This is a genomic window from Variovorax sp. GW821-FHT06D12 (assembly GCF_059419205.1).
Genome location: NZ_JBWKRI010000005.1, coordinates 339,400 through 358,340, shown reverse-complemented (window position 1 = coordinate 358,340; position 18,941 = coordinate 339,400). Strand labels below are relative to the sequence as shown.

Annotated in this window: 17 protein-coding genes; 7 read left to right on the top strand and 10 right to left on the bottom strand. The window is 67.8% G+C overall.

From position 1 onward, the window contains the following. Nucleotides 1-3 precede the first annotated feature (3 nt). Both AC07SQ_RS17935 and mpl read right to left on the bottom strand, forming a co-directional pair. Nucleotides 4-513 (bottom strand): cupin domain-containing protein, encoded by a 510-nt coding sequence (locus AC07SQ_RS17935; protein WP_495272334.1) that lies wholly within the window; start codon nucleotides 511-513, stop codon nucleotides 4-6. Beyond that, nucleotides 510-1,922: a UDP-N-acetylmuramate:L-alanyl-gamma-D-glutamyl-meso-diaminopimelate ligase gene (mpl, locus tag AC07SQ_RS17930; protein ID WP_495272335.1), complete on the bottom strand. Its 1,413-nt coding sequence runs from the start codon at nucleotides 1,920-1,922 to the stop codon at nucleotides 510-512. The genes AC07SQ_RS17935 and mpl overlap by 4 nt, the downstream gene beginning before the upstream one ends. 101 nt (nucleotides 1,923-2,023) lie before the next feature. Between mpl and AC07SQ_RS17925 the strand changes: the two genes are divergently transcribed. The 7 genes from AC07SQ_RS17925 (at nucleotide 2,024) to AC07SQ_RS17895 (ending at nucleotide 8,468) form a co-directional block, all read left to right on the top strand. Continuing rightward, nucleotides 2,024-2,620, top strand: coding sequence for a hypothetical protein (locus AC07SQ_RS17925; RefSeq protein ID WP_062481235.1), 597 nt, complete (start codon nucleotides 2,024-2,026; stop codon nucleotides 2,618-2,620). Then, nucleotides 2,620-3,180 (top strand): TlpA family protein disulfide reductase, encoded by a 561-nt coding sequence (locus tag AC07SQ_RS17920; protein WP_159273882.1) that lies wholly within the window; start codon nucleotides 2,620-2,622, stop codon nucleotides 3,178-3,180. Before AC07SQ_RS17925 ends, AC07SQ_RS17920 begins: the two co-directional genes overlap by 1 nt. A 101-nt stretch (nucleotides 3,181-3,281) precedes the next feature. Then, a complete protein-coding gene (gene accB, locus AC07SQ_RS17915; RefSeq protein WP_070060113.1) occupies nucleotides 3,282-3,743 on the top strand; it encodes an acetyl-CoA carboxylase biotin carboxyl carrier protein in 462 nt (153 codons plus the stop codon). Nucleotides 3,744-3,745: 2 nt separating this feature from the next. Continuing rightward, complete coding sequence (gene accC / locus AC07SQ_RS17910) at nucleotides 3,746-5,095, top strand: acetyl-CoA carboxylase biotin carboxylase subunit (protein ID WP_062480332.1); 1,350 nt, start codon at nucleotides 3,746-3,748, stop codon at nucleotides 5,093-5,095. Between the two features lie 20 nt (nucleotides 5,096-5,115). After that, the gene (prmA, locus tag AC07SQ_RS17905; RefSeq protein WP_070060112.1) at nucleotides 5,116-6,006 is read left to right on the top strand and encodes a 50S ribosomal protein L11 methyltransferase; all 891 of its coding nucleotides are present in this window, start codon (nucleotides 5,116-5,118) and stop codon (nucleotides 6,004-6,006) included. A gap of 82 nt (nucleotides 6,007-6,088) precedes the next feature. Then, entirely contained in the window at nucleotides 6,089-7,507 is a 1,419-nt protein-coding gene (locus tag AC07SQ_RS17900; protein ID WP_495272336.1) for a zinc-ribbon and DUF3426 domain-containing protein, read from the top strand. Nucleotides 7,508-7,565: 58 nt separating this feature from the next. Then, a complete protein-coding gene (locus AC07SQ_RS17895) occupies nucleotides 7,566-8,468 on the top strand; it encodes a carbohydrate kinase family protein (RefSeq protein ID WP_095948198.1) in 903 nt (300 codons plus the stop codon). A gap of 109 nt (nucleotides 8,469-8,577) precedes the next feature. Here AC07SQ_RS17895 and AC07SQ_RS17890 read toward each other — a convergent pair whose 3' ends face one another. The 8 genes from AC07SQ_RS17890 to AC07SQ_RS17855 all read right to left on the bottom strand — a co-directional run bounded on the left by AC07SQ_RS17890 (nucleotide 8,578) and on the right by AC07SQ_RS17855 (nucleotide 18,923). Continuing rightward, a complete protein-coding gene (locus AC07SQ_RS17890; protein ID WP_056575601.1) occupies nucleotides 8,578-9,138 on the bottom strand; it encodes a histone H1-like DNA-binding protein in 561 nt (186 codons plus the stop codon). Between the two features lie 199 nt (nucleotides 9,139-9,337). Then, the gene (locus tag AC07SQ_RS17885; RefSeq protein ID WP_062480340.1) at nucleotides 9,338-10,528 is read right to left on the bottom strand and encodes a ribonucleotide-diphosphate reductase subunit beta; all 1,191 of its coding nucleotides are present in this window, start codon (nucleotides 10,526-10,528) and stop codon (nucleotides 9,338-9,340) included. 212 nt (nucleotides 10,529-10,740) lie between these two features. After that, nucleotides 10,741-13,653, bottom strand: coding sequence for a ribonucleoside-diphosphate reductase subunit alpha (locus AC07SQ_RS17880; protein ID WP_062480342.1), 2,913 nt, complete (start codon nucleotides 13,651-13,653; stop codon nucleotides 10,741-10,743). 349 nt (nucleotides 13,654-14,002) lie between these two features. Then, the gene (gene ampD / locus AC07SQ_RS17875; protein ID WP_495264411.1) at nucleotides 14,003-14,620 is read right to left on the bottom strand and encodes a 1,6-anhydro-N-acetylmuramyl-L-alanine amidase AmpD; all 618 of its coding nucleotides are present in this window, start codon (nucleotides 14,618-14,620) and stop codon (nucleotides 14,003-14,005) included. Then, complete coding sequence (locus AC07SQ_RS17870; protein WP_495272337.1) at nucleotides 14,607-16,157, bottom strand: sigma-54-dependent transcriptional regulator; 1,551 nt, start codon at nucleotides 16,155-16,157, stop codon at nucleotides 14,607-14,609. Before AC07SQ_RS17870 ends, ampD begins: the two co-directional genes overlap by 14 nt. A gap of 5 nt (nucleotides 16,158-16,162) precedes the next feature. After that, nucleotides 16,163-17,860: a two-component system sensor histidine kinase NtrB gene (locus AC07SQ_RS17865; RefSeq protein WP_495272338.1), complete on the bottom strand. Its 1,698-nt coding sequence runs from the start codon at nucleotides 17,858-17,860 to the stop codon at nucleotides 16,163-16,165. Then, complete coding sequence (locus AC07SQ_RS17860; RefSeq protein ID WP_062480350.1) at nucleotides 17,857-18,114, bottom strand: PP0621 family protein; 258 nt, start codon at nucleotides 18,112-18,114, stop codon at nucleotides 17,857-17,859. The genes AC07SQ_RS17865 and AC07SQ_RS17860 overlap by 4 nt, the downstream gene beginning before the upstream one ends. After that, nucleotides 18,111-18,923 (bottom strand): cytochrome C assembly family protein, encoded by an 813-nt coding sequence (locus AC07SQ_RS17855; RefSeq protein ID WP_056575582.1) that lies wholly within the window; start codon nucleotides 18,921-18,923, stop codon nucleotides 18,111-18,113. Before AC07SQ_RS17855 ends, AC07SQ_RS17860 begins: the two co-directional genes overlap by 4 nt. Nucleotides 18,924-18,941: the final 18 nt, after the last annotated feature.

Here is an 18,941-nt window from a genome sequence, read left to right as displayed (position 1 = left end):
TAGTTAGAGCATGCTGGCCAGGTCGGGCCAGTGGTGCCGCATCGACGCCGCTTCGTCGCTGCCCTGCGGCACCAGCGAGAAATCGCTGAAGTCGAAGCCTGGCCCGACCATGCAGGCGACCAGCGTGTAGTCGCCGCTCGCGTGGCCCTGGATCGGGCGCGCGGCCTGCCACTGGCCGGCGGGCACCACGTGCTGCGGCCGGGTGCCGTGCACATCGACCGGGCCCAGCTTCACGTGGGCCGGCGCGGTCCGCATCGCGGCGTCGCAGGTCCACAGCGCCAGCGGCACGCCTTCCAGGTGCACCCAGACTTCGTCCGACAGCACCCGGTGCCAGCGCGAATGCTGGTGGACTTCGAGCAGGAAATAGATGCTGGTCAGCGCGCTGCGCGGCGCGCGGCCGTCGGCGGGCGTCACGCTCGTGGCCGACCGGAACACCTCGCTGTACCAGCCGCCCTCGGGGTGGGGCTGGAGCTTCAGGGTGTCGATCAGCTCGCGCGCGCGCATGCCGTTCATGATGATTGGGCGGCGCGCAGGGCGTCCAGCAGTTTCTCGTGCACGCCGCCGAAGCCGCCGTTGCTCATGCAGACGATGTGATCGCCGGGCCGCGCCGCGGCCACGACCTGCTGCACCAGCGGCTCGATGGCGCCGGCGACCTGGGCGCGTGCGCCCATCGGTGCCAGCGCGGCCGCCGCGTCCCAGTCGAGGCCGGCCGTGTGGCAGAACGACAGGTCAGCCGATTCCAGGCTCCACGGCAGCTGCGCGGCCATCACGCCCAGCTTCATCGTGTTGCTGCGCGGCTCGAAGGCCGCGAGGATGCGCTCACTTTGCTTGCCGGCGTCGTTGAGCTTCTTGCGCAGGCCGTCGAGCGTGGTGCGGATCGCGGTGGGGTGGTGCGCGAAGTCGTCGTAGACGGTGATCGCGCCGCCCTGGCCCTCGACCGTGCCGCGCAGCTCCATGCGGCGGCGCACGTTGCGAAAGCGTCCGAGCGCGCGGGCCGCATCGGCCGGCGGCACGCCCACGTGGTCGGCCGCCGCGATGGCGGCCAGCGCGTTCATCTGGTTGTGCAGGCCCGAGAGTTCCCACTCGACCCGGCCGACCACCTCGCCGCGGTGCAGCACGTCGAAGGCGTCGTGCGTGCCGCGCGCCTGCCATTCCGTGGCCGGGCCGCCGTCGCCGAAACGGGCGAGTTCGCTCCAGCAGCCCTGGGCCAGCACGCGCTGCAGGCTCTCTTCGGTGGCGTTCACCACCAGGCGCCCGGTGCCGGGCACGGTGCGCACGAGATGATGGAACTGGCGCTCGATGGCGGCCAGATCGTCGAAGATGTCGGCGTGATCGAACTCCAGGTTGTTCAGCACGGCGGTGCGCGGCCGGTAGTGAACGAACTTGCTGCGCTTGTCGAAGAAGGCGGTGTCGTACTCGTCGGCCTCGATCACGAAGGCCGGGCCGTCGCCCAAGCGGGCCGACACGCCGAAGTCCAGCGGCACGCCGCCGACCAGGAAGCCGGGCGCCTTGCCGCCCTGTTCGAGCACCCAGGCCAGCATCGAGGTGGTGGTCGTCTTGCCGTGCGTGCCGGCCACGGCCAGCACATGGCGGCCCTGCAGCACGTGCTCGGCCAGCCACTGCGGGCCACTGGTGTAGGGCTTGCCGGCGTCCAGGATGGCTTCCATCAGCGGAAACTTGGGGCTGCCGTCGGGCAGGCGGGCCCGCGAGACCACGTTGCCGACCACGAACATGTCGGGGGCGAGGGCCAGCTGGTCGGCGCCGAAGCCTTCGATCAGGTCGATGCCGAGCGCGCGCAGCTGGTCGCTCATCGGGGGGTACACGCCGGCGTCGCAGCCCGTGACCCGGTGGCCTGCTTCGCGTGCGAGGGCGGCCACACCGCCCATGAACGTGCCGCAGATACCCAGAATATGAATGTGCATCGGCCAATTCTAGGGAGGCGCTGCGGGTGCCCCGGCGGCTTCGCCCCGGGCGCCGTACTGATGTTCATGTGAGGGACGTCCGCAGCGGGCAAAATGCCCCGATGGACACGTCCAAGCGTGAAATCGCCGCCGTTGCCGCCCGACTCGTCGTCGAGGAGGGGCTCGAGTACGGCCCGGCCAAGCGTCGGGCGCTGCGCGAACTCGGCCTCCCGACGCGCACCGCGCTGCCCAACAACGACGAGGTCGAGGCCGAGGTGCGCGACTACATCGCGGTCTTCTGCGCCGATACCCAGCCCCAGGAACTGCACGCACTGCGCCTGCTCGCGCTCGAGTGGATGGAGCGCATGGCCGTGTTCCGGCCGCATGTGGGCGGCGCCGTCTGGCACGGCACGGCCACACGTTTGTCAGACATTTATATTCAATTGTTCTGCGATGATTCCAAGTCGGCCGAAATCGCCCTGATCGATCACCACGTGGACTACGAGCCGCGCATGGTGACCGGCTTCCATGGCGAGCAGGTCGAAGCCCTCAGCGTCCACGCGCCGAGTCGGGCGCTGGGCGAGGAAATTGGGGTGCACCTTCTGGTGTACGACCTCGACGACCTGCGCGGCGCCCTCAAGCCCGACGCCCAGGGGCGCGCGCCGCGCGGCGACCTGAACGCGCTGCGCCGACGCATTGAACAAGAAAAGGACCAGTAATGACTTCAACGCCCACACGACGCGGCATGCTGTATGCCGGCGTGGCGGCAGTCGCTGCCGCGGCCGGCATTGCCGGCGCCTGGTGGCGTGAGCGCAATGACAGCGGCGTCACGGCCACCGGCGGCGAAAAGCTCGATGCCGCCATGTTCTGGGACCAGCGCTTCGAGCGCCCCGAGGGCGGCGAGCTGGCCCTGTCGAGCCTGCGCGGCAAGCCCGTGCTGCTCAACTTCTGGGCCACGTGGTGCCCGCCCTGTGTCGAAGAAATGCCGATGATCGACGCCTTTTTCCGCGAACACGGCGCCAACGGCTGGCAAGTGGTGGGATTGGCCATCGACCAGCCCAGCGCCGTGCGCAAGTTCCTGCAGCGCACGCCGGTCACCTACCCGACCGCGCTGGCTGGCTTGCAGGGCATGGAACTGGTGAAGAATCTGGGCAACACCGGGGGTGGCCTGCCGTTCACCTTGGTGCTCCATGCCGACGGTTCGGTGCTGGCTCGTAAAATGGGCAAGCTTGAAACGACCGACCTGGACGCTTGGCGACGCCAACTTGTTCACGGTTAGAATTTAAATACACAAGCTGGCGTTAGACGCCAAACGCCGAAAATCGACGGTTTTCGGTCAAGTTCTTTCCTAAAGACCGGCAAAGCTGGCACTGGAGTCCCATGGATCTGCGCAAACTCAAGACACTGATCGATCTGGTGTCCGAATCGAATATTTCCGAACTGGAAATCACCGAGACCGAAGGCAAGGTCCGCATCGTCAAGGGTGGCGGTGCCGCCCCCGTCCAGTACGTGCAGACCCTGGCCGCCGCGCCCGCCGTGGCAGCGCCCGCCGTGGCCGGTGCTGCCGCTCCGGCTGCCGCGGCCCCCGCCGTCGAAGCCGCACCGAGCGGCCATGCCGTGAAGTCGCCGATGGTCGGCACCTTCTACCGTTCGTCCAGCCCGGGCGCTGCGGCTTTCGTCGAAGTCGGCAGCAAGGTGAACGAGGGCGACACGCTCTGCATCATCGAGGCAATGAAGATCCTCAACGAAATCGAGGCCGACAAGGCCGGCACGGTCACGCAGATCCTCGGCGAAAACGGCCAGGCGGTCGAATACGGCCAGCCGCTGTTCATCATCGAGTAAGCATGTTCAAGAAGATTCTGGTTGCAAACCGGGGGGAGATCGCCCTTCGGATCCAGCGCGCTTGCAGCGAAATGGGCATCAAGGCCGTGATGGTCTATTCCGAAGCCGATCGCGAAGCCAAGTACGTCAAGCTGGCGCAGGAAGCCGTGTGCATCGGCCCGGCGCCTTCGGGCCTGAGCTACCTCAACATGCCGGCCATCATCTCGGCCGCCGAGGTGACCGACGCCGAAGCCATCCACCCCGGCTATGGTTTCCTGAGCGAGAACGCCAATTTCGCCGAACGCGTGGAGCAAAGCGGCTTCCAGTTCATCGGCCCGACGCCCGACAACATCCGCACGATGGGTGACAAGGTCTCGGCCAAGCAGGCCATGATCAAGGCCGGCGTGCCCTGTGTGCCCGGCTCGGAAGGCGAACTGTCCGACGACGCCGCTACCAACAAGCGCATCGCCCGTGCGATCGGCTACCCGGTCATCATCAAGGCGGCAGGCGGCGGCGGTGGCCGCGGCATGCGCGTGGTGCACACCGAGGCGGCGCTGGTCAACGCGATCCAGATGACCAAGGCGGAAGCCGCTGCGGCCTTCAACAATCCGGCCGTGTACATGGAGAAGTTTCTCCAGAACCCGCGCCACATCGAAATCCAGATCCTCGCGGACAAGCACAAGAACGCCGTCTACCTGGGCGAGCGCGACTGCTCCATGCAGCGCCGCCACCAGAAGGTGATCGAGGAGTCGCCGGCCCCCGGCATTCCGCGCAAGCTGATCGAGAAGATCGGCGAACGCTGCGCCACCGCCTGCAAGAAGATCGGCTACCGCGGCGCCGGCACCTTCGAGTTCCTGTACGAGAACGGCGAGTTCTACTTCATCGAAATGAACACGCGCGTGCAGGTGGAGCATCCGGTCACGGAGTTCACCACCGGCATCGACATCGTGAAGACGCAGATCATGGTCGCCGCCGGCGAGAAGCTGCCGTTCACGCAGCGCCAGATCGAGATGCGCGGCCACGCCATCGAGGTGCGCATCAACGCCGAAGACCCGTGGAAGTTCACGCCGTCGCCGGGCCGCATCACCATGTGGCACCCGCCGGGCGGCCCGGGCGTTCGCGTCGACTCGCACGTGTACACCAACTACTTCGTGCCCCCGAACTACGACTCGATGATCGGCAAGATCATCGTGTACGGCGACACCCGCGAACAGGCCATGGCGCGCATGCGCACGGCCCTGAACGAGACGGTGATCGAAGGCATCCAGACCAACATGCCGCTGCACCGCGAGCTGATGGTCGACGCCAAGTTCATGAGCGGCGGCACGAACATTCATTACCTCGAAGAGTGGCTCGCAGCGCACAAGCGCTGAGTCCACGCGCAACGCCCTGTATGTTTGAACTCCGCCTCATGGCGCCGGAAGACCGGGTCGAAATGCTCGGCGATGCGCTCGACGCCCTCGATGCGCTGAGCGTGTCGGTCGAAGACGCCGATGCGCAGACCGATGCCGAGCAGGCCCTGTTCGGCGAGCCCGGCATGCCGCCGCCCAAGGAGGGCTGGCAGCGTTCGCGTGTGATCGCGCTGTTCCCCGATGAAGATGCCGCCAACGAGGCCGCCTCGGTGCTCGCGCTGCAGGACTTCTTCGAAGGCTGCGCGGTGCTCGGCGTGGCGCCGGTGCCTGATCAGGACTGGGTGCGGCTCACGCAATCGCAGTTCGCGCCGGTCGAAATCACGCCCGAGTTCTGGATCGTGCCGACCTGGCACGAACCGCCCGCGCAAGCCAAGCAGGTGATCCGGCTCGACCCGGGCCTGGCTTTCGGCACCGGCACGCACCCGACCACGCGCATGTGCCTGCGCTGGATCGCGACGCAAGGCGAGGGCGCTTTTGCCGACCAGCGCGTGCTCGACTACGGCTGCGGCTCCGGCATCCTGGCCATCGGCGCGGCCAAGTTCGGCGCGCGCAACATCGACGCCGTCGACATCGACGAAGCCGCGGTCTCCTCGACCCGGCTCAACGCCGAGGCCAACGGTGTGCAGCTGAACGCGGGCCTGCCCGAAGCAGCGAAGGGCGAGTACCAGACGGTGCTTGCCAACATCCTCGCGACGCCGCTCAAGGTGCTGGCGCCGCTGCTGCGCAGCCATGTGGCCGCCGGCGGCTCGCTGGTGCTGGCCGGCATCCTCGAGCGCCAGGCCGACGAGCTCAAGGCGGCCTACGCGCCGTACGCCGCGCTCGAAGTCAGCGACACCGAGGACGGCTGGATCCTCATGACCGCGCGCTGCTGAAGCGCGCGGCCGGGCGCTCGCACCGCGGGCGCCCCGGGCACCTGCCTGCACGGCGAGGGCCCAACCCTACAATCGCCCGGTCATGAGCCTCGTCACGCGTTGCCCCGCCTGCACCACCACCTTCAAGGTGGTGCGCGACCAGCTTCGCATCTCGGACGGCTGGGTGCGCTGCGGCCGCTGCAGCCATGTGTTCGATGCCACGCTCGACCTTCAGGAGGCGCCCGACGGTGCGGTGTCCGCGCCTGCCACGCCGGCACCCGCGCCCACGCCGTCGCCTTCGCCGTCGCCTTCGCCGATGTCGCCGATGTCGCCGATGTCGTCGATGGCCGCACTGGTGGCGTCTTTCGAGGACGCGCGCCTCGACCCGGCGGCCGCACGGCCGGCGGTCGAGGAGGCGGACTTTCTCGACGACGAGTCCGAGCCGCAGGCGCCATCGCCAGCCCCTCAAGACGAAGCCGGGTTGTCGACCGCCGCCACCAACGTCGCGCCGGCTGCGTCCCCGCTGCCTTTCGAGCTGACGCTGCCCGCGCACGGCCTCGCCGCGGACGAGCCCTGGTCCGACCTCGACGCCACCGAGCCCGCATGGCGTCCGCCCGCGAGTTCGCTGCCGCCGTTTCCGAACATCGACCTGAACCTCGGCGCGCCGCCGCCCGCATCGCCGCCGCCTGCGCCGCCCTTGCCCGACCTGCCGCGCAGCTCAGCGCTGCGCGGGCTGGTTGCAGCGACCGGTGAGAACGACGACGGCGCGGCCGCGGAGCGCGAGCAGGAAGAGAAAGACCACGACCAGCTCCTGATCCAGAAGGCGCTGCGCCGTGCGCGCGCCAAGTCGGCCAAGATCGCGAACGCCAAGGCGCGTGACGCGCAGCACGAAGAGGCCGCCGCGCCGCTGCCGGGCCCCGGCGTGCGGGCCGAAGGCGAGCCGGATTTCTCGCTCTCCGCGACCTTCGAGGCGCCTGAAGACCATCCCTTCGCCGAAGAAGACGAGCCGGCCGAAAAAGCCACCGGCTTCTGGCAGCGCAAGGGCGTGCGCCGCCTGCTCGTGCTGCTGGCCGTGCTCGCAGCGTTGGTCCTCATCGTGCAGATCGTTCGCCATGAGCGCGACGGCATCGTGGCGCGCCAGCCGAACCTGCGGCCCGCGCTGTCGGCGCTGTGTCAGTACACCGGTTGCGAGCTCGCGGCGCTGCGCCAGATCGGCGACATCGTGATCGAAGGCGCGGCCTTCGCGCGCGAGAAGAGCGGCGGCAACGACTACCGGCTGAGCTTCACCTTGCGCAATGCGGCGACCGTGCCGCTCGCCATGCCGGCCATCGAACTGTCGCTGCTCGACACGCAGGAACAAGCCGTCGTGCGGCGCGTGCTGACGCCGGCCGACTACGGCGCGCCGGGCGTGCTGGCCGCGCGTGCCGACCGCGCGGCCTCGCTGCCGCTGACCCTGTCGGTCAGCGAGGCGGCGGCACTGCCGCCGATCGCGGGCTACCGCGTCGAAGCTTTCTATCCCTGAGCGGAGCGCCGACACGCGCGCCGCTCGTTCCCTTTCTCATCCAACCTACGGTCCACCCATGGCAGCAGTGATTTGCGGTTCCCTCGCGTTCGACACCATCATGACTTTCGAAGGCCGGTTCGCCGACCAGATACTGCCGGACCAGCTGCACATCCTGAATGTGTCGTTCCTGGTGCCGGGCCTGCGCCGTGACTTCGGCGGCTGCGCCGGCAACATCGCCTACAGCCTCAACGCCCTGGGCGGCACGGCGCTGCCGATGGCCACGCTGGGCAGCGACGGCGCCGACTACGCCGAGCGCATGCGCACGCTGGGCATCAGCACGGAGTTCGTGCGTCAGCTCGACGACACCTTCACCGCGCAGGCGATGATCATGAACGACACGGACAACAACCAGATCACGGCGTTCCATCCCGGTGCGATGCAGCAGGCCCACATCACGAAGGTGGTGGCGCGCGAGGACATCAAGCTCGGCATCATCGCGCCCGATGGCCGCGAGGCGATGCTGCAGCACGCCGAGCAGTTCGCCGCCGCCGGCATTCCCTTCGTGTTCGATCCGGGCCAGGGCCTGCCGATGTTCGACGGTGACGCGCTGCGCCACTTCATCGAGCTCGCGAGCTGGGTCGTCGTCAACGACTACGAAGGCAAGATGCTGTCGCAGCGCACCGGCTGGAGCCTGGCCGAGATCTCGCAGCGCGTGCGCGGCCTCGTGGTCACGCTGGCTGCTGAGGGTTGCGAGGTGTGGACGAAGGGTGAACGCGAGCACGTGCCCGGTGTGACGCCGACGGCAGTCATCGAGCCCACGGGCTGCGGCGACGCGTGGCGCGGTGGCCTGCTGTACGGCCTGGAAAAGGAATGGCCGCTGGCGCGCTGCGCCGCGCTTGGCAACCGCATCGGTGCGCTCAAGATCGCGCAGCGCGGACCGCAGAACTACCAGATCGATCGCGCGACGCTCGACCTGTGATTCGCTGACGACCCGCCCACATCGCTTCGGCGACAGCGGGCGCCCATGAAAAAAGCCCGGCACCTTGCGGTGCCGGGCTTCGTGCCTTTCAAGGCCGCTGAGAATTCACTCAGGGCTTGCTGGCCGTCGGAAACGGCCAGGCTGCCTGGGGATTCAGCGTCGTTTGCGCCGCAGGGGCAGGCGCTACGGCAGCCTTCGCAGGCGCGGCGGCCTTCTTGGCAGCAGGCTTCTTGGCAGCAGCGGCAGGCTTGGCAGCGGGCTTTTTCGCGGCTTTCTTGGCCGCGGCCTTCTTGGCAGGGGCCTTCTTGGCGGCAGCCTTCTTCGCAGGGGCCTTCTTCGCAGCAGCCTTCTTGGCAGGCGCCTTCTTCGCTACGGCCTTCTTGGCAGGCGCCTTCTTGGCGGCGGCCTTCTTTGCCGGAGCCTTCTTGGCAGCGGCCTTCTTCGCCGGTGCAGCCTTCTTCGCTACGACCTTCTTGGCTGCAACCTTCTTGGCCGCGACCTTCTTTGCCGGAGCCTTCTTCGCTACGACCTTCTTGGCGACAGCCTTCTTTGCCGGAGCCTTCTTGGCCGCGACCTTCTTGGCCGGAGCCTTCTTCGCGGCGACAGCCTTCTTAGCCGGAGCCTTCTTTGCAGCGGCCTTCTTGGCCGGCGCTTTCTTTGCAGTTGCCATTTCTATTTCTCCTTGATCAAGTTGAAAAAATCAACCTATTGAAGCACTCCACGCGCGTTGGGAGCGTGAAGCGATTCATGGCGTTGGAATCTGAGCCCCAGCACCATGAACACCTGAGCCCTCGTCCATGCCGCGCTCTTTGGCGCAGTCGGTGGCAAGGGCAATTCTTGAATTCATGAATTGTTGTGTATCGAAAAATTCAATCCCAGGAGAGCGCACCACCCGACTGGTACTCGATCACGCGGGTTTCGAAAAAGTTGCGCTCTTTCTTCAGGTCAATCATTTCGCTCATCCAGGGGAACGGGTTTTCCTCGTTCGGGAAGAGCGTTTCGAGGCCGATCTGCTGCGCGCGCCGGTTGGCGATGTAGCGCAGGTAGCCCTTGAACATGGAGGCGTTCATGCCGAGCACGCCACGCGGCATGGTGTCTTCGGCGTATTTGTATTCGAGCTCGACGGCCTTCATGAAGAGGTCCTTGATCTCGGCCTTGAACTCCGCGGTCCACAGGCCAGGATTCTCGAGCTTGAGCTGGTTGATCAGGTCGATGCCGAAATTGCAGTGCATCGACTCGTCGCGCAGGATGTACTGGTACTGCTCGGCGGCGCCGGTCATCTTGTTCTGGCGGCCCAGCGCAAGGATCTGCGTGAAGCCGACGTAGAAGAAGAGACCTTCCATCAGGCAGGCGAACACGATGAGCGACTTGAGCAGCGTCTGGTCGGTCTCGTGCGTGCCGGTCTTGAAGTTCGGGTCGCTGATGGCGTCGATGAACGGGATCAGGAACTGGTCCTTCTCGCGGATCGACGGCACTTCGTTGTAGGCGTTGAAGATCTCGCTCTCGTCCAGGCCGAGCGACTCGACGATGTACTGGTACGCGTGCGTGTGGATCGCTTCCTCGAAGGCCTGGCGCAGCAGGAACTGGCGGCACTCGGGAGCCGTGATGTGGCGGTAGGTGCCCAGCACGATGTTGTTGGCGGCCAGCGAGTCGGCGGTCACGAAGAAGCCGAGGTTGCGCTTGACGATGCGGCGCTCGTCTTCGGTCAGGCCGTTCGGGTCTTTCCACAACGCGATGTCGCGCGTCATGTTCACCTCTTGCGGCATCCAGTGGTTGGCGCAGGTGGCGAGGTACTTTTCCCAGGCCCACTTGTACTTGAACGGCACCAGCTGGTTGACGTCGGTCTGGCCGTTGATGATCCGCTTGTCGGAAGCCTTGACGCGCTGGCCTGCAGCGGCGGCCACCGGTGCGGTGGCAGTGGCGGGTTGTGCAAGCGACGAAGTCGGAGCGGCGACCGCGCGGCCAGCGGAAAGACCGCCGGTCGATGCGTGGTGCTGCTGCAATCCTTGTTGCATATCCTTTGGTAAGGAGGGCTTGACTTCTTCGTCCCAGGTCAACATAGAAAAATCCAATGCGCAATTATCGGAGCAACGATGTGAGTTGCAAAGTGCTCGTTCACATCGTGCGCCATTTATGGGGTTGTTATGTTGCTCGCATGCATCGCGCGACGTCAGTCAATGCCTTGATTGATTGAACGTCGCGCGCTTTTCACTTGTGCGAGCACCTCGCTGATCGATCGAAGCGTCTTGTGTGTTGACGCTTCACTTGCACATCACTGGCAGGCTTCGCAGGTCGGATCGTCGACACCGCAGAACGCGATGTCGGTGGCGGGCATCGCGCTCATCTGTGCCTTCGCTGCAGCAGCGGCGGCTTCGAGTGCGCTCATGCCCGAGGGTGCGTCGTTGCCCGACGACACCGCGTTGAGACGGCCCGATTGCACCGTCGACTTTTCAGCGTGCGTCGCGCTCTGCGTGCGCAGGTAGTAGGTGGTCTTCAGGCCGCGCAGCCAGGCGAGCTTGTAGGTGTCGTCCAGCTTCTTGCCTGAGGCGCCGGCCATGTAGATGTTCAGCGACTGCGCCTGGTCGATCCACTTCTGGCGACGCGCGGCGGCTTCCACCAGCCACGTCGTCTCGACTTCGAACGCGGTGGCGTACAGCGCCTTCACGTCCTGCGGCACGCGGTCGATGGGACGCAGCGAACCGTCGAAGTGCTTCAGGTCCATGACCATCACGTCGTCCCACAGGCCCAGGCGCTTCAGGTCGCGCACCAGGTAGTGGTTGATCACGGTGAACTCGCCCGACAGGTTCGACTTGACCGACAGGTTGCCGAAGCAGGGTTCGATCGAGGCGTCCACGCCGATGATGTTCGAGATGGTCGCCGTGGGGGCGATGGCCACGCAGTTCGAATTGCGCATGCCGTCGGCCTTGATCTTGGCGCGCAGCGAATCCCAGTCGAGGGTGGCCGAGCGGTCCACTTCGACGTAGCCGCCGCGGGCCTTCTCGAGCAGGTCGAGCGAGTCGATCGGCAGGATGCCCTTGTCCCACAGCGAGCCCTTGTAGCTGGAGTACTTGCCGCGTTCCTTGGCCAGTTCGGTCGAGGCCCAGTAGGCGTGGTAGCAGATGGCTTCCATCGACTCGTCGGCGAACTGCACGGCTTCCTGCGAGGCGTAGGGAATGCGCAGTTCGTACAGCGCGTCCTGGAAGCCCATCAGGCCCAGGCCCACCGGGCGGTGGCGCAGGTTCGAGTCGCGCGCCTTCTTCACGGCGTAGTAGTTGATGTCGATCACGTTGTCGAGCATGCGCATCGCGGTCGAGATGGTGCGCTTGAGCTTTTCCTGGTCGACCTTGCCGTCCTTCAGGTGCTGCAGCAGGTTCACGGAACCCAGGTTGCACACGGCGGTTTCGGTGTCGCTGGTGTTCAGCGTGATCTCGGTGCACAGGTTCGACGAGTGCACCACGCCGGCGTGCTGCTGCGGCGAGCGCACGTTGCAGGCGTCCTTGAACGTGATCCAGGGGTGGCCGGTCTCGAACAGCATCGTGAGCATCTTGCGCCACAGGTCCGAGGCCTGGAGGGTGCGCGCGGGCTTGATCTCGCCGCGGGCGGCCTTCTCTTCGTAGGCGACATAGGCCTTCTCGAAGTCGGCGCCGAACAGGTCGTGCAGGTCAGGCACGTTGGAGGGCGAGAACAGCGTCCAGGTGCCCTTTTCCATCACGCGGCGCATGAACAGGTCGGGGATCCAGTTGGCGGTGTTCATGTCGTGCGTGCGGCGGCGGTCGTCGCCGGTGTTCTTGCGCAGCTCCAGGAACTCCTCGATGTCGAGGTGCCAGGTTTCCAGGTACGTGCAGACGGCGCCCTTGCGCTTGCCGCCCTGGTTCACGGCCACGGCCGTGTCGTTCACCACCTTCAGGAACGGCACCACGCCCTGCGATTCGCCGTTGGTGCCCTTGATGTGGCTGCCCAGTGCGCGCACGCGGGTCCAGTCGTTGCCCAGGCCGCCGGCGAACTTCGACAGCAGCGCGTTTTCCTTGATCGACTCGTAGATGCCGTCCAGGTCGTCGGGCACGGTGGTCAGGTAGCAGCTCGAGAGCTGCGAGCGCAGCGTGCCGGCGTTGAACAGGGTGGGCGTGCTCGACATGAAGTCGAACGACGACAGCACTTCGTAGAACTCGATGGCGCGGGCTTCGCGGTCGATTTCGTTCAGCGACAGGCCCATGGCCACGCGCATGAAGAACGCCTGCGGCAGCTCGATGCGGGTCTTGCGCACGTGCAGGAAGTAGCGGTCGTACAGGGTCTGCAGGCCCAGGTAGTCGAACTGGTTGTCGCGCTCGGCCTTCAGGGCGGCGCCCAGGCGGGGCAGGTCGTACTGCAGCAGCTTCTCGTCGAGCAGCTCGTTCTCGACGCCCTTCTTGATGAACTGCGGGAAGTAGTCGGCGTAGGCGGTGGCGCGCTCGACCGGCATCACTTCGCGGCCGATGATTTCCTTGAAGATCGTGTGCAGCAGCAGGCGCGCGGTGGCGAAGGTGTAGTCGGGGTCCTTCTCGATCAGCGTGCGGGCGGCCAGGATGGAGGCCTTGTAGACCTCGTCCAGCGGCACGCCGTCGTACAGGTTGCGCATCGTCTCGGCGACGATGGGGGCGGCGGTGATGCTGTCGCCCAGGCCCTGGCAGGCCGATTCGATCAGGCCCTTGAGCTCGTTCAGGTCCAGCGCCACGCGCTCGCCGTTGTCGAGCACGTGCAGTGCCGGTGCGGCGGGCACGTCCTGCTCGCCCTGCTTGGAGCGTTCCTGGGTGCGGCGTTCGCGGTACAGCACGTAGGCGCGCGCGATTTCATGGTGGCCGCCGCGCATCAGACCGAGCTCGACCTGGTCCTGCACGTCTTCGATGTGGAAGGTGCCGCCGCCCGGACGCGAGCGGACCATGGCGCGGATCACGCCTTGCGTCAGCGTGTCGACGGTCTCGCGCACGCTGGCGGAAGCCGCGCCCTGGGTGCCGTGCACCGCCAGGAAGGCCTTCATCATCGCGATGGCGATCTTGTTCGGTTCGAAGGGAACGACGGCGCCGTTGCGGCGGATGATCTGGTAGTGCGCGAGGTTCTGACCGGTGGGCGAGCCCGCAGTGTCTTGTTGCTGCTGCGGCGTCGCGGGGACGGCGCGGGGGGTCGACGGGGTGTTCAGTGCAGTTTGCATTCGCTTCCTCTCGGTTGTGCAATTCTTGTTGGTTGGCAAGGCCTCGCGGGCCTTGCGTCGGCGTTGTTGCCGAACGGGAAGACACTATATCTAGGGTGTCTGTGCCCTACAAGCCACTACAGGTAGTGTTTTCCTATGGACGCAACCCTTACAGGAATTGCGCCGCATCCAGCGCATCGCCAGCGATGCCGCGTGAATACTGGCCCATGGTGGCGCAACCCGCACGGGGCGCGGCTTGCAAGGCGATTTGGGCCTGCAGCCCGCATGGTTGCTACGTCGCGTGCCTGCGCTTGCGAGATTGCTGCGCTGCGAGAGCGGCGCATCGCGGGCCACGGAGCGATTGAAAAAATTAGCGCGCGACCACCTGCTCGGGAAACATCTGTGGATTCCAGCCGAGCTGTTCGCGCAGCAGGCGCCAGTCGAAACCGGCGCCGGGGTCCTGCTTGCGGCCGGGCGCGATGTGCTCGTGACCGGCGATGTGGGCGATGGCGTAGTGCTGCGCGAGCGCGGCGCAGAGGCTGGCCAGCGTCTCGTACTGCGCCTCCTCGAAGCGTTCGCCCTCGAGGCCTTCGAGCTCGATGCCGACGGAGTCGTCGTTGCAGTTGGTGCGCCCGCGCCACGACGACACGCCGGCATGCCAGGCGCGGTCCTCGCAGCTCACGAACTGCCAGAGCTCGCCGTTGCGCCGCACATAGAAATGCGAGGACACCTCGAGCCCGCGGATCGACTGGAAGTACGGGTGCGCGTCCCAGTCGAGCCGGTTGGTGAAGAGCTGCTGCACGGCGTCGCCGCCGTATTCGCCCGGCGGCAGGCTGATGGAGTGCAGCACGATCAGGTCGGTCTGCGCGCCGACGGGGCGCGGGCCGAAGTTGGGCGAGGGCAGGGCCTTGGCGAAGCGGTACCAGCCGGCGCGCCAAAGTCTGTCGTCGCCGGCCGGTGTCGTGGCGAGGTCGTCAGTCGTCGGCATGCGCCGTGGCACCGTCGTCGCCGTTGGGCGTGGAGATGCCCAGGCGCGCGATGCGGTAGCGGATCTGGCGCAGGCTCATGCCCAGCCGCGCGGCGGCGGCCGTGCGGTTGAAGCCGCTTTCGTGCAGCGCGCGCACGAGGATCTCGCGCTCCTGCTGGTCGAGCCAGGCTTGCAGGTCGGAGGGCAGCGGCGGCGGCGCGGGCTTGGGCTCGACGGCGGGCGCGGGGGCCGCAGCCACCGCAACGGCGGCTGGCGCTTCGGCGGATTCGTTGCGCTGCGCGGCCGGCATCGGCGTCATCGCGCCCATCAGGTCGATGTGCAGCTCGTCGCCGTCGTTCAGCGCCACGGCGCGGTGCAGCAGGTTCTCGAGCTCGCGCACGTTGCCGTCCAGCGGGTGCTGGGCCAGGCGCTGCAACAGCGCGTCGGACAGGCGCGGCACGGGCAGGCCGCCGTCCTGCGCGATGCGCGCGAGCAGCGCGGTGCACAGCGCGGGCAGGTCGTCGCGGCGCTCGCGCAGCGCGGGCACGGCGATCTCGATCACGTTGAGGCGGTAGAACAGGTCCTGCCGGAAGCGGCCGGCCAGCACCTCGGCGTGCAGGTCTTTATGGGTGGCGCTCACGATGCGCACGTCGACCGCGTCTTCCTGCGTCGAGCCGATGGCGCGCACGCTGCGTTCCTGGATGGCGCGCAGCAGCTTCGACTGCATGGCCAGCGGCAGGTCGCCGATTTCGTCCAGGAACAGCGTGCCGTCGCGCGCCGCCTGGAAGTAGCCGTCGCGGTCTTGCGAGGAGCCGGTGTACGAGCCCTTCTTGGCGCCAAAGAACTCGGCCTCGAGCAGGTTCTCGGGGATCGCGCCGCAGTTCACCGCGACGAAGGGGCCTTCGCTGCGCTGGCTGCAGCCGTGCACGGCGCGCGCGACCAGCTCCTTGCCGGTGCCCGATTCGCCGCGCACCAGCACCGGTGCCATGCCGCGCGCCACCTTGGCGATGCGCGACTTCACGAGGCGCATCGGGTCGGAGTCGCCGACCAGCCGGTCGAGCGCGGTGGCGCCGCTGCGCGTCACGGCCAGCACATCGGGGCGTTCGCCGCCGTGGCCGGCGGCCTGCGGTGCCGGCTTCTGCGGCACGACCACCGCCGCGCGGTTGGCCTGCACGGCCGACGCCACCACGGCGCGGAACTGCTTCAGGTCGACCGGCTTCGTGAGGTAGTCGAAGGCGCCGGCCTTCAGCGCCTCGACCGCGTTCTCGGCCGAGCCGTAGGCGGTCATGACCACGCAGCGCTCGCTGCGCTGGTCTTTCTGGATGCGGTGGATGATCTCCATGCCTTCGCCGTCGGGCAGCCGCATGTCGGTGATCACGGCGTCGAAGCGGCCGGCTTCCAGGTGCTGCCAGGCTTCGGACACGCTGCCCGCGGCTTCCACCCGGTAGCCTTCGCGCAGCAGCGTGAGTTCGTAGAGCGTGCGCAGGTCGGGTTCGTCGTCGATGACGAGGATCTGCGCGGGGCGCGGGGCGGCGGCGGAAGGCGGGAGGGAGCTCACGGCCGCTATTGTGTCAGCCGGTTTTCGCTCGGTGCGAAGCTGACGAAGAATTCGTTGCCCTCGGGGCCGCCCGGCACCAGCGCACGCCGTTCGTAGCCGATGGTGGCGCCGTGGCGCCGGCACAGCTCGCGGCACAGGAACAGGCCCAGGCCGCTGGAGCGGCTCTCGGACGAGAAGAAGGGTTCGAACAGGTGGCGCTGCACCGCCGGTTCCAGCGGCGCACCGTCGCTCCACACCAGCAACGCGGCGCGCTGCACGCTGGCCCGCTGCAAGGTGGTGATGACCTGGATCGCGCCCTCGCGCTGGCTGGCGTAGCGCGCCGCGTTGTCCAGCAGGTTCACCAGCAGGCGGCGCAGGTGCTCGGCCTCGAAGCGCACCTCGCTGCCCGGCGCCTCGAGCGCCACGCGCACGCCCTTGCGCTGCGTCTGGCGTATCCATTCCTCGGCCAGGATCTGCGCGGCCGGGTCGAGCACCAGTTGCTCGCCCAGCGAGAGCACGCGCTGCTGGCGTGCGCGCGAGACGTCGAGCACGTCGTCCACGATGCGCGCCAAGCGTTGTGCGTTGTGCTGCACCATGTCGGTCAGCTTGCGGTGCGCCGGGTCGGTCAGGTCTTCGCTGAGCAGCGCGCTGGCCTGCGCGATGGCGGCCAGCGGGTTGCGGATTTCATGCGCCACCGCGGCCGACATGCGGCCCATCGCGGCGAGCTTTTCGGTGCGGATGCGGGCTTCGAGCTCGCGCAGGTCCTGCAGGAACATCACGCACAGGCTGTCGGCACGCCGGTCGTCGGTGGGCGTGAGCCGGGTGCGCACGCGCACCTCGCGCGCCGCGCCGCGGGCCTGCGCCACCGGGATCTCTTCGGTCTGCGGCGCGCGGCGCGCGAAGGTCTGGCGCGCCAGCGCGGCCAGCGCGTGCCAGGCCGGCTGGGTGTGCAGCGGGAACGGCAGTGGCAGCTGCGCCAGGCCCTGGCCGAGGATTGCGTCGGCCGCCGGGTTGGCTGCGTGCACCAGGCCGTCGGTGTCGATCACCAGCACGCCTTCGCTCAGGGTTTCGATCACCAGGTCGTTGACCTGCGCCTGCATCTGCGCGTGGCTGCGGCTGCGCTGCGCCACCGCTTCTTCGCGTGCCAGCCGGCGCGCGAGCTCGTGCGCGAGCAGCGCCACCACGAACAGGCCGGTGCCGGTGAGGGCGGCCTGCACGAAGCGCGCCGACGGATCGCCGGGTTGCTGCAGCCAGTGCCAGCCGGCATCGGCCAGCAGCAGCAGCGTCACGGTGGCCGTGGTGCCCAGGCCCACGAGCAGCGTGCCGAGCACCGCACTCATCAGCACCGGCAACGCGAACAGCGGCGTGTAGTTGACGCTGCCGCCCTGCAGCACCTGCAAGGCGCTGAAGATGCCCAGGTCGACCCCGATGGTCAGCAGCCAGAGGGTGGAGAAGCCGCGGATCGGCGGCTCGAAGTGTGCGTGGCGCATCTCCAGCCAGGCCAGCACGAGGTAGCCGCCCGACAGCACGATCGGCAGCGGCTGCACGGCCTGCCCGATGGCGAAGGCCACGCCCTGCAGCAGCACCAGCACCAGCGCCACGAAACAGCGCGCCGCCATGAAGCCGCGCCACAGCCGCAGCAGCGCCGTGCTGTCGCCGGCGCCCAGGTCGAGCACGTCCCAGTCGGTGGCCGGCTCGCCGCGCGACCGGCGCAATGAACTCATGCGGAGGTGCCGGCCTGGCGGTGCGCGGCGCTGCAGAACACCGCGCCGTCCGGCCCGGGGAGTGCGTCGGCCGCGGGCAGGTGCAGCCCGCAGTGGGCGCAGCGCACCATCGCCTGCGGCGGGCCGACGGCCGGCGTGCGTTGCTGCGCTTTCTTGGCGCGTTCCTGCTGCGCGTCGCGCATCTCTTCGCGCCGGTTCTTGCGCCAGAGCCAGATCGCGACCCACACCACCGCGAGGACGAGCAGGTACTTCATGCCGGCAGGCGCGTCAGCACGACTTCGAGCACGAAGCGCGAACCCACGTAGGCCAGCAGCAGCAGCGCCGCGCCCGCGTAGAGCACGCGCCGCGCCGTGCGCCCGCGCCAGCCGAAGCGCGCGCGCCCGGTCAGCAGGACCGCGAAGCTGAGCCAGGCGAGCACCGAGAAGATGGTCTTGTGGTCCCACTTCCAGGCGCGGCCGGCGGCGCCGTAGAGCTGTTCGCTGAACAGCAGGCCGGCCAGCAGCGTGGCCGACAGCAGCACGAAGCCCGCCGTGACGAAGCGGAAGGTGAGCCGTTCCAGCGTGAGCAGCGGCACGCCGGCCTGCGCATCGGCGCTGGCGAGGCGGATCTGCTTTTCGGCCCGCGTGATCAGCCAGGCGTGCACCACGGCGGCGCCGAACAGGCCATACGAGGCGATGCCCAGTGCGAGATGCAGCGGCAGCCAGGGCGAGGCGCTGACATGCAGCGGCGTGCCCGGGAACAGCAGCGCCAGCAGCACGGCCGCCGCGCCCAGCCAGGCCAGCGCGCGGCGTGCCTTCAGTTGCGGGTACAGGCGGCTTTCGACCGCGTAGACCGTGAGCACCAGCCACGCCGTGACCGACAGCGCCGGCGCAAAACCGAAGCGAGGGTCGCCGCCGATCAGCCCGTGGCCGAGCACCGCAGCGTGCAGCAGCCATGCGATGCCGAGCGCCCATTGGGTGGTCTGGCGGCTGAGCCGCGCACCGGCGGCAGCGGCAAAACCGTAGGCTGCCGCGGTGGCGATGCCCAGCGCCACGCCGAGTGGGGAGGGGATCGCTAAAATCATCGGTGGAGTGTATAGGCT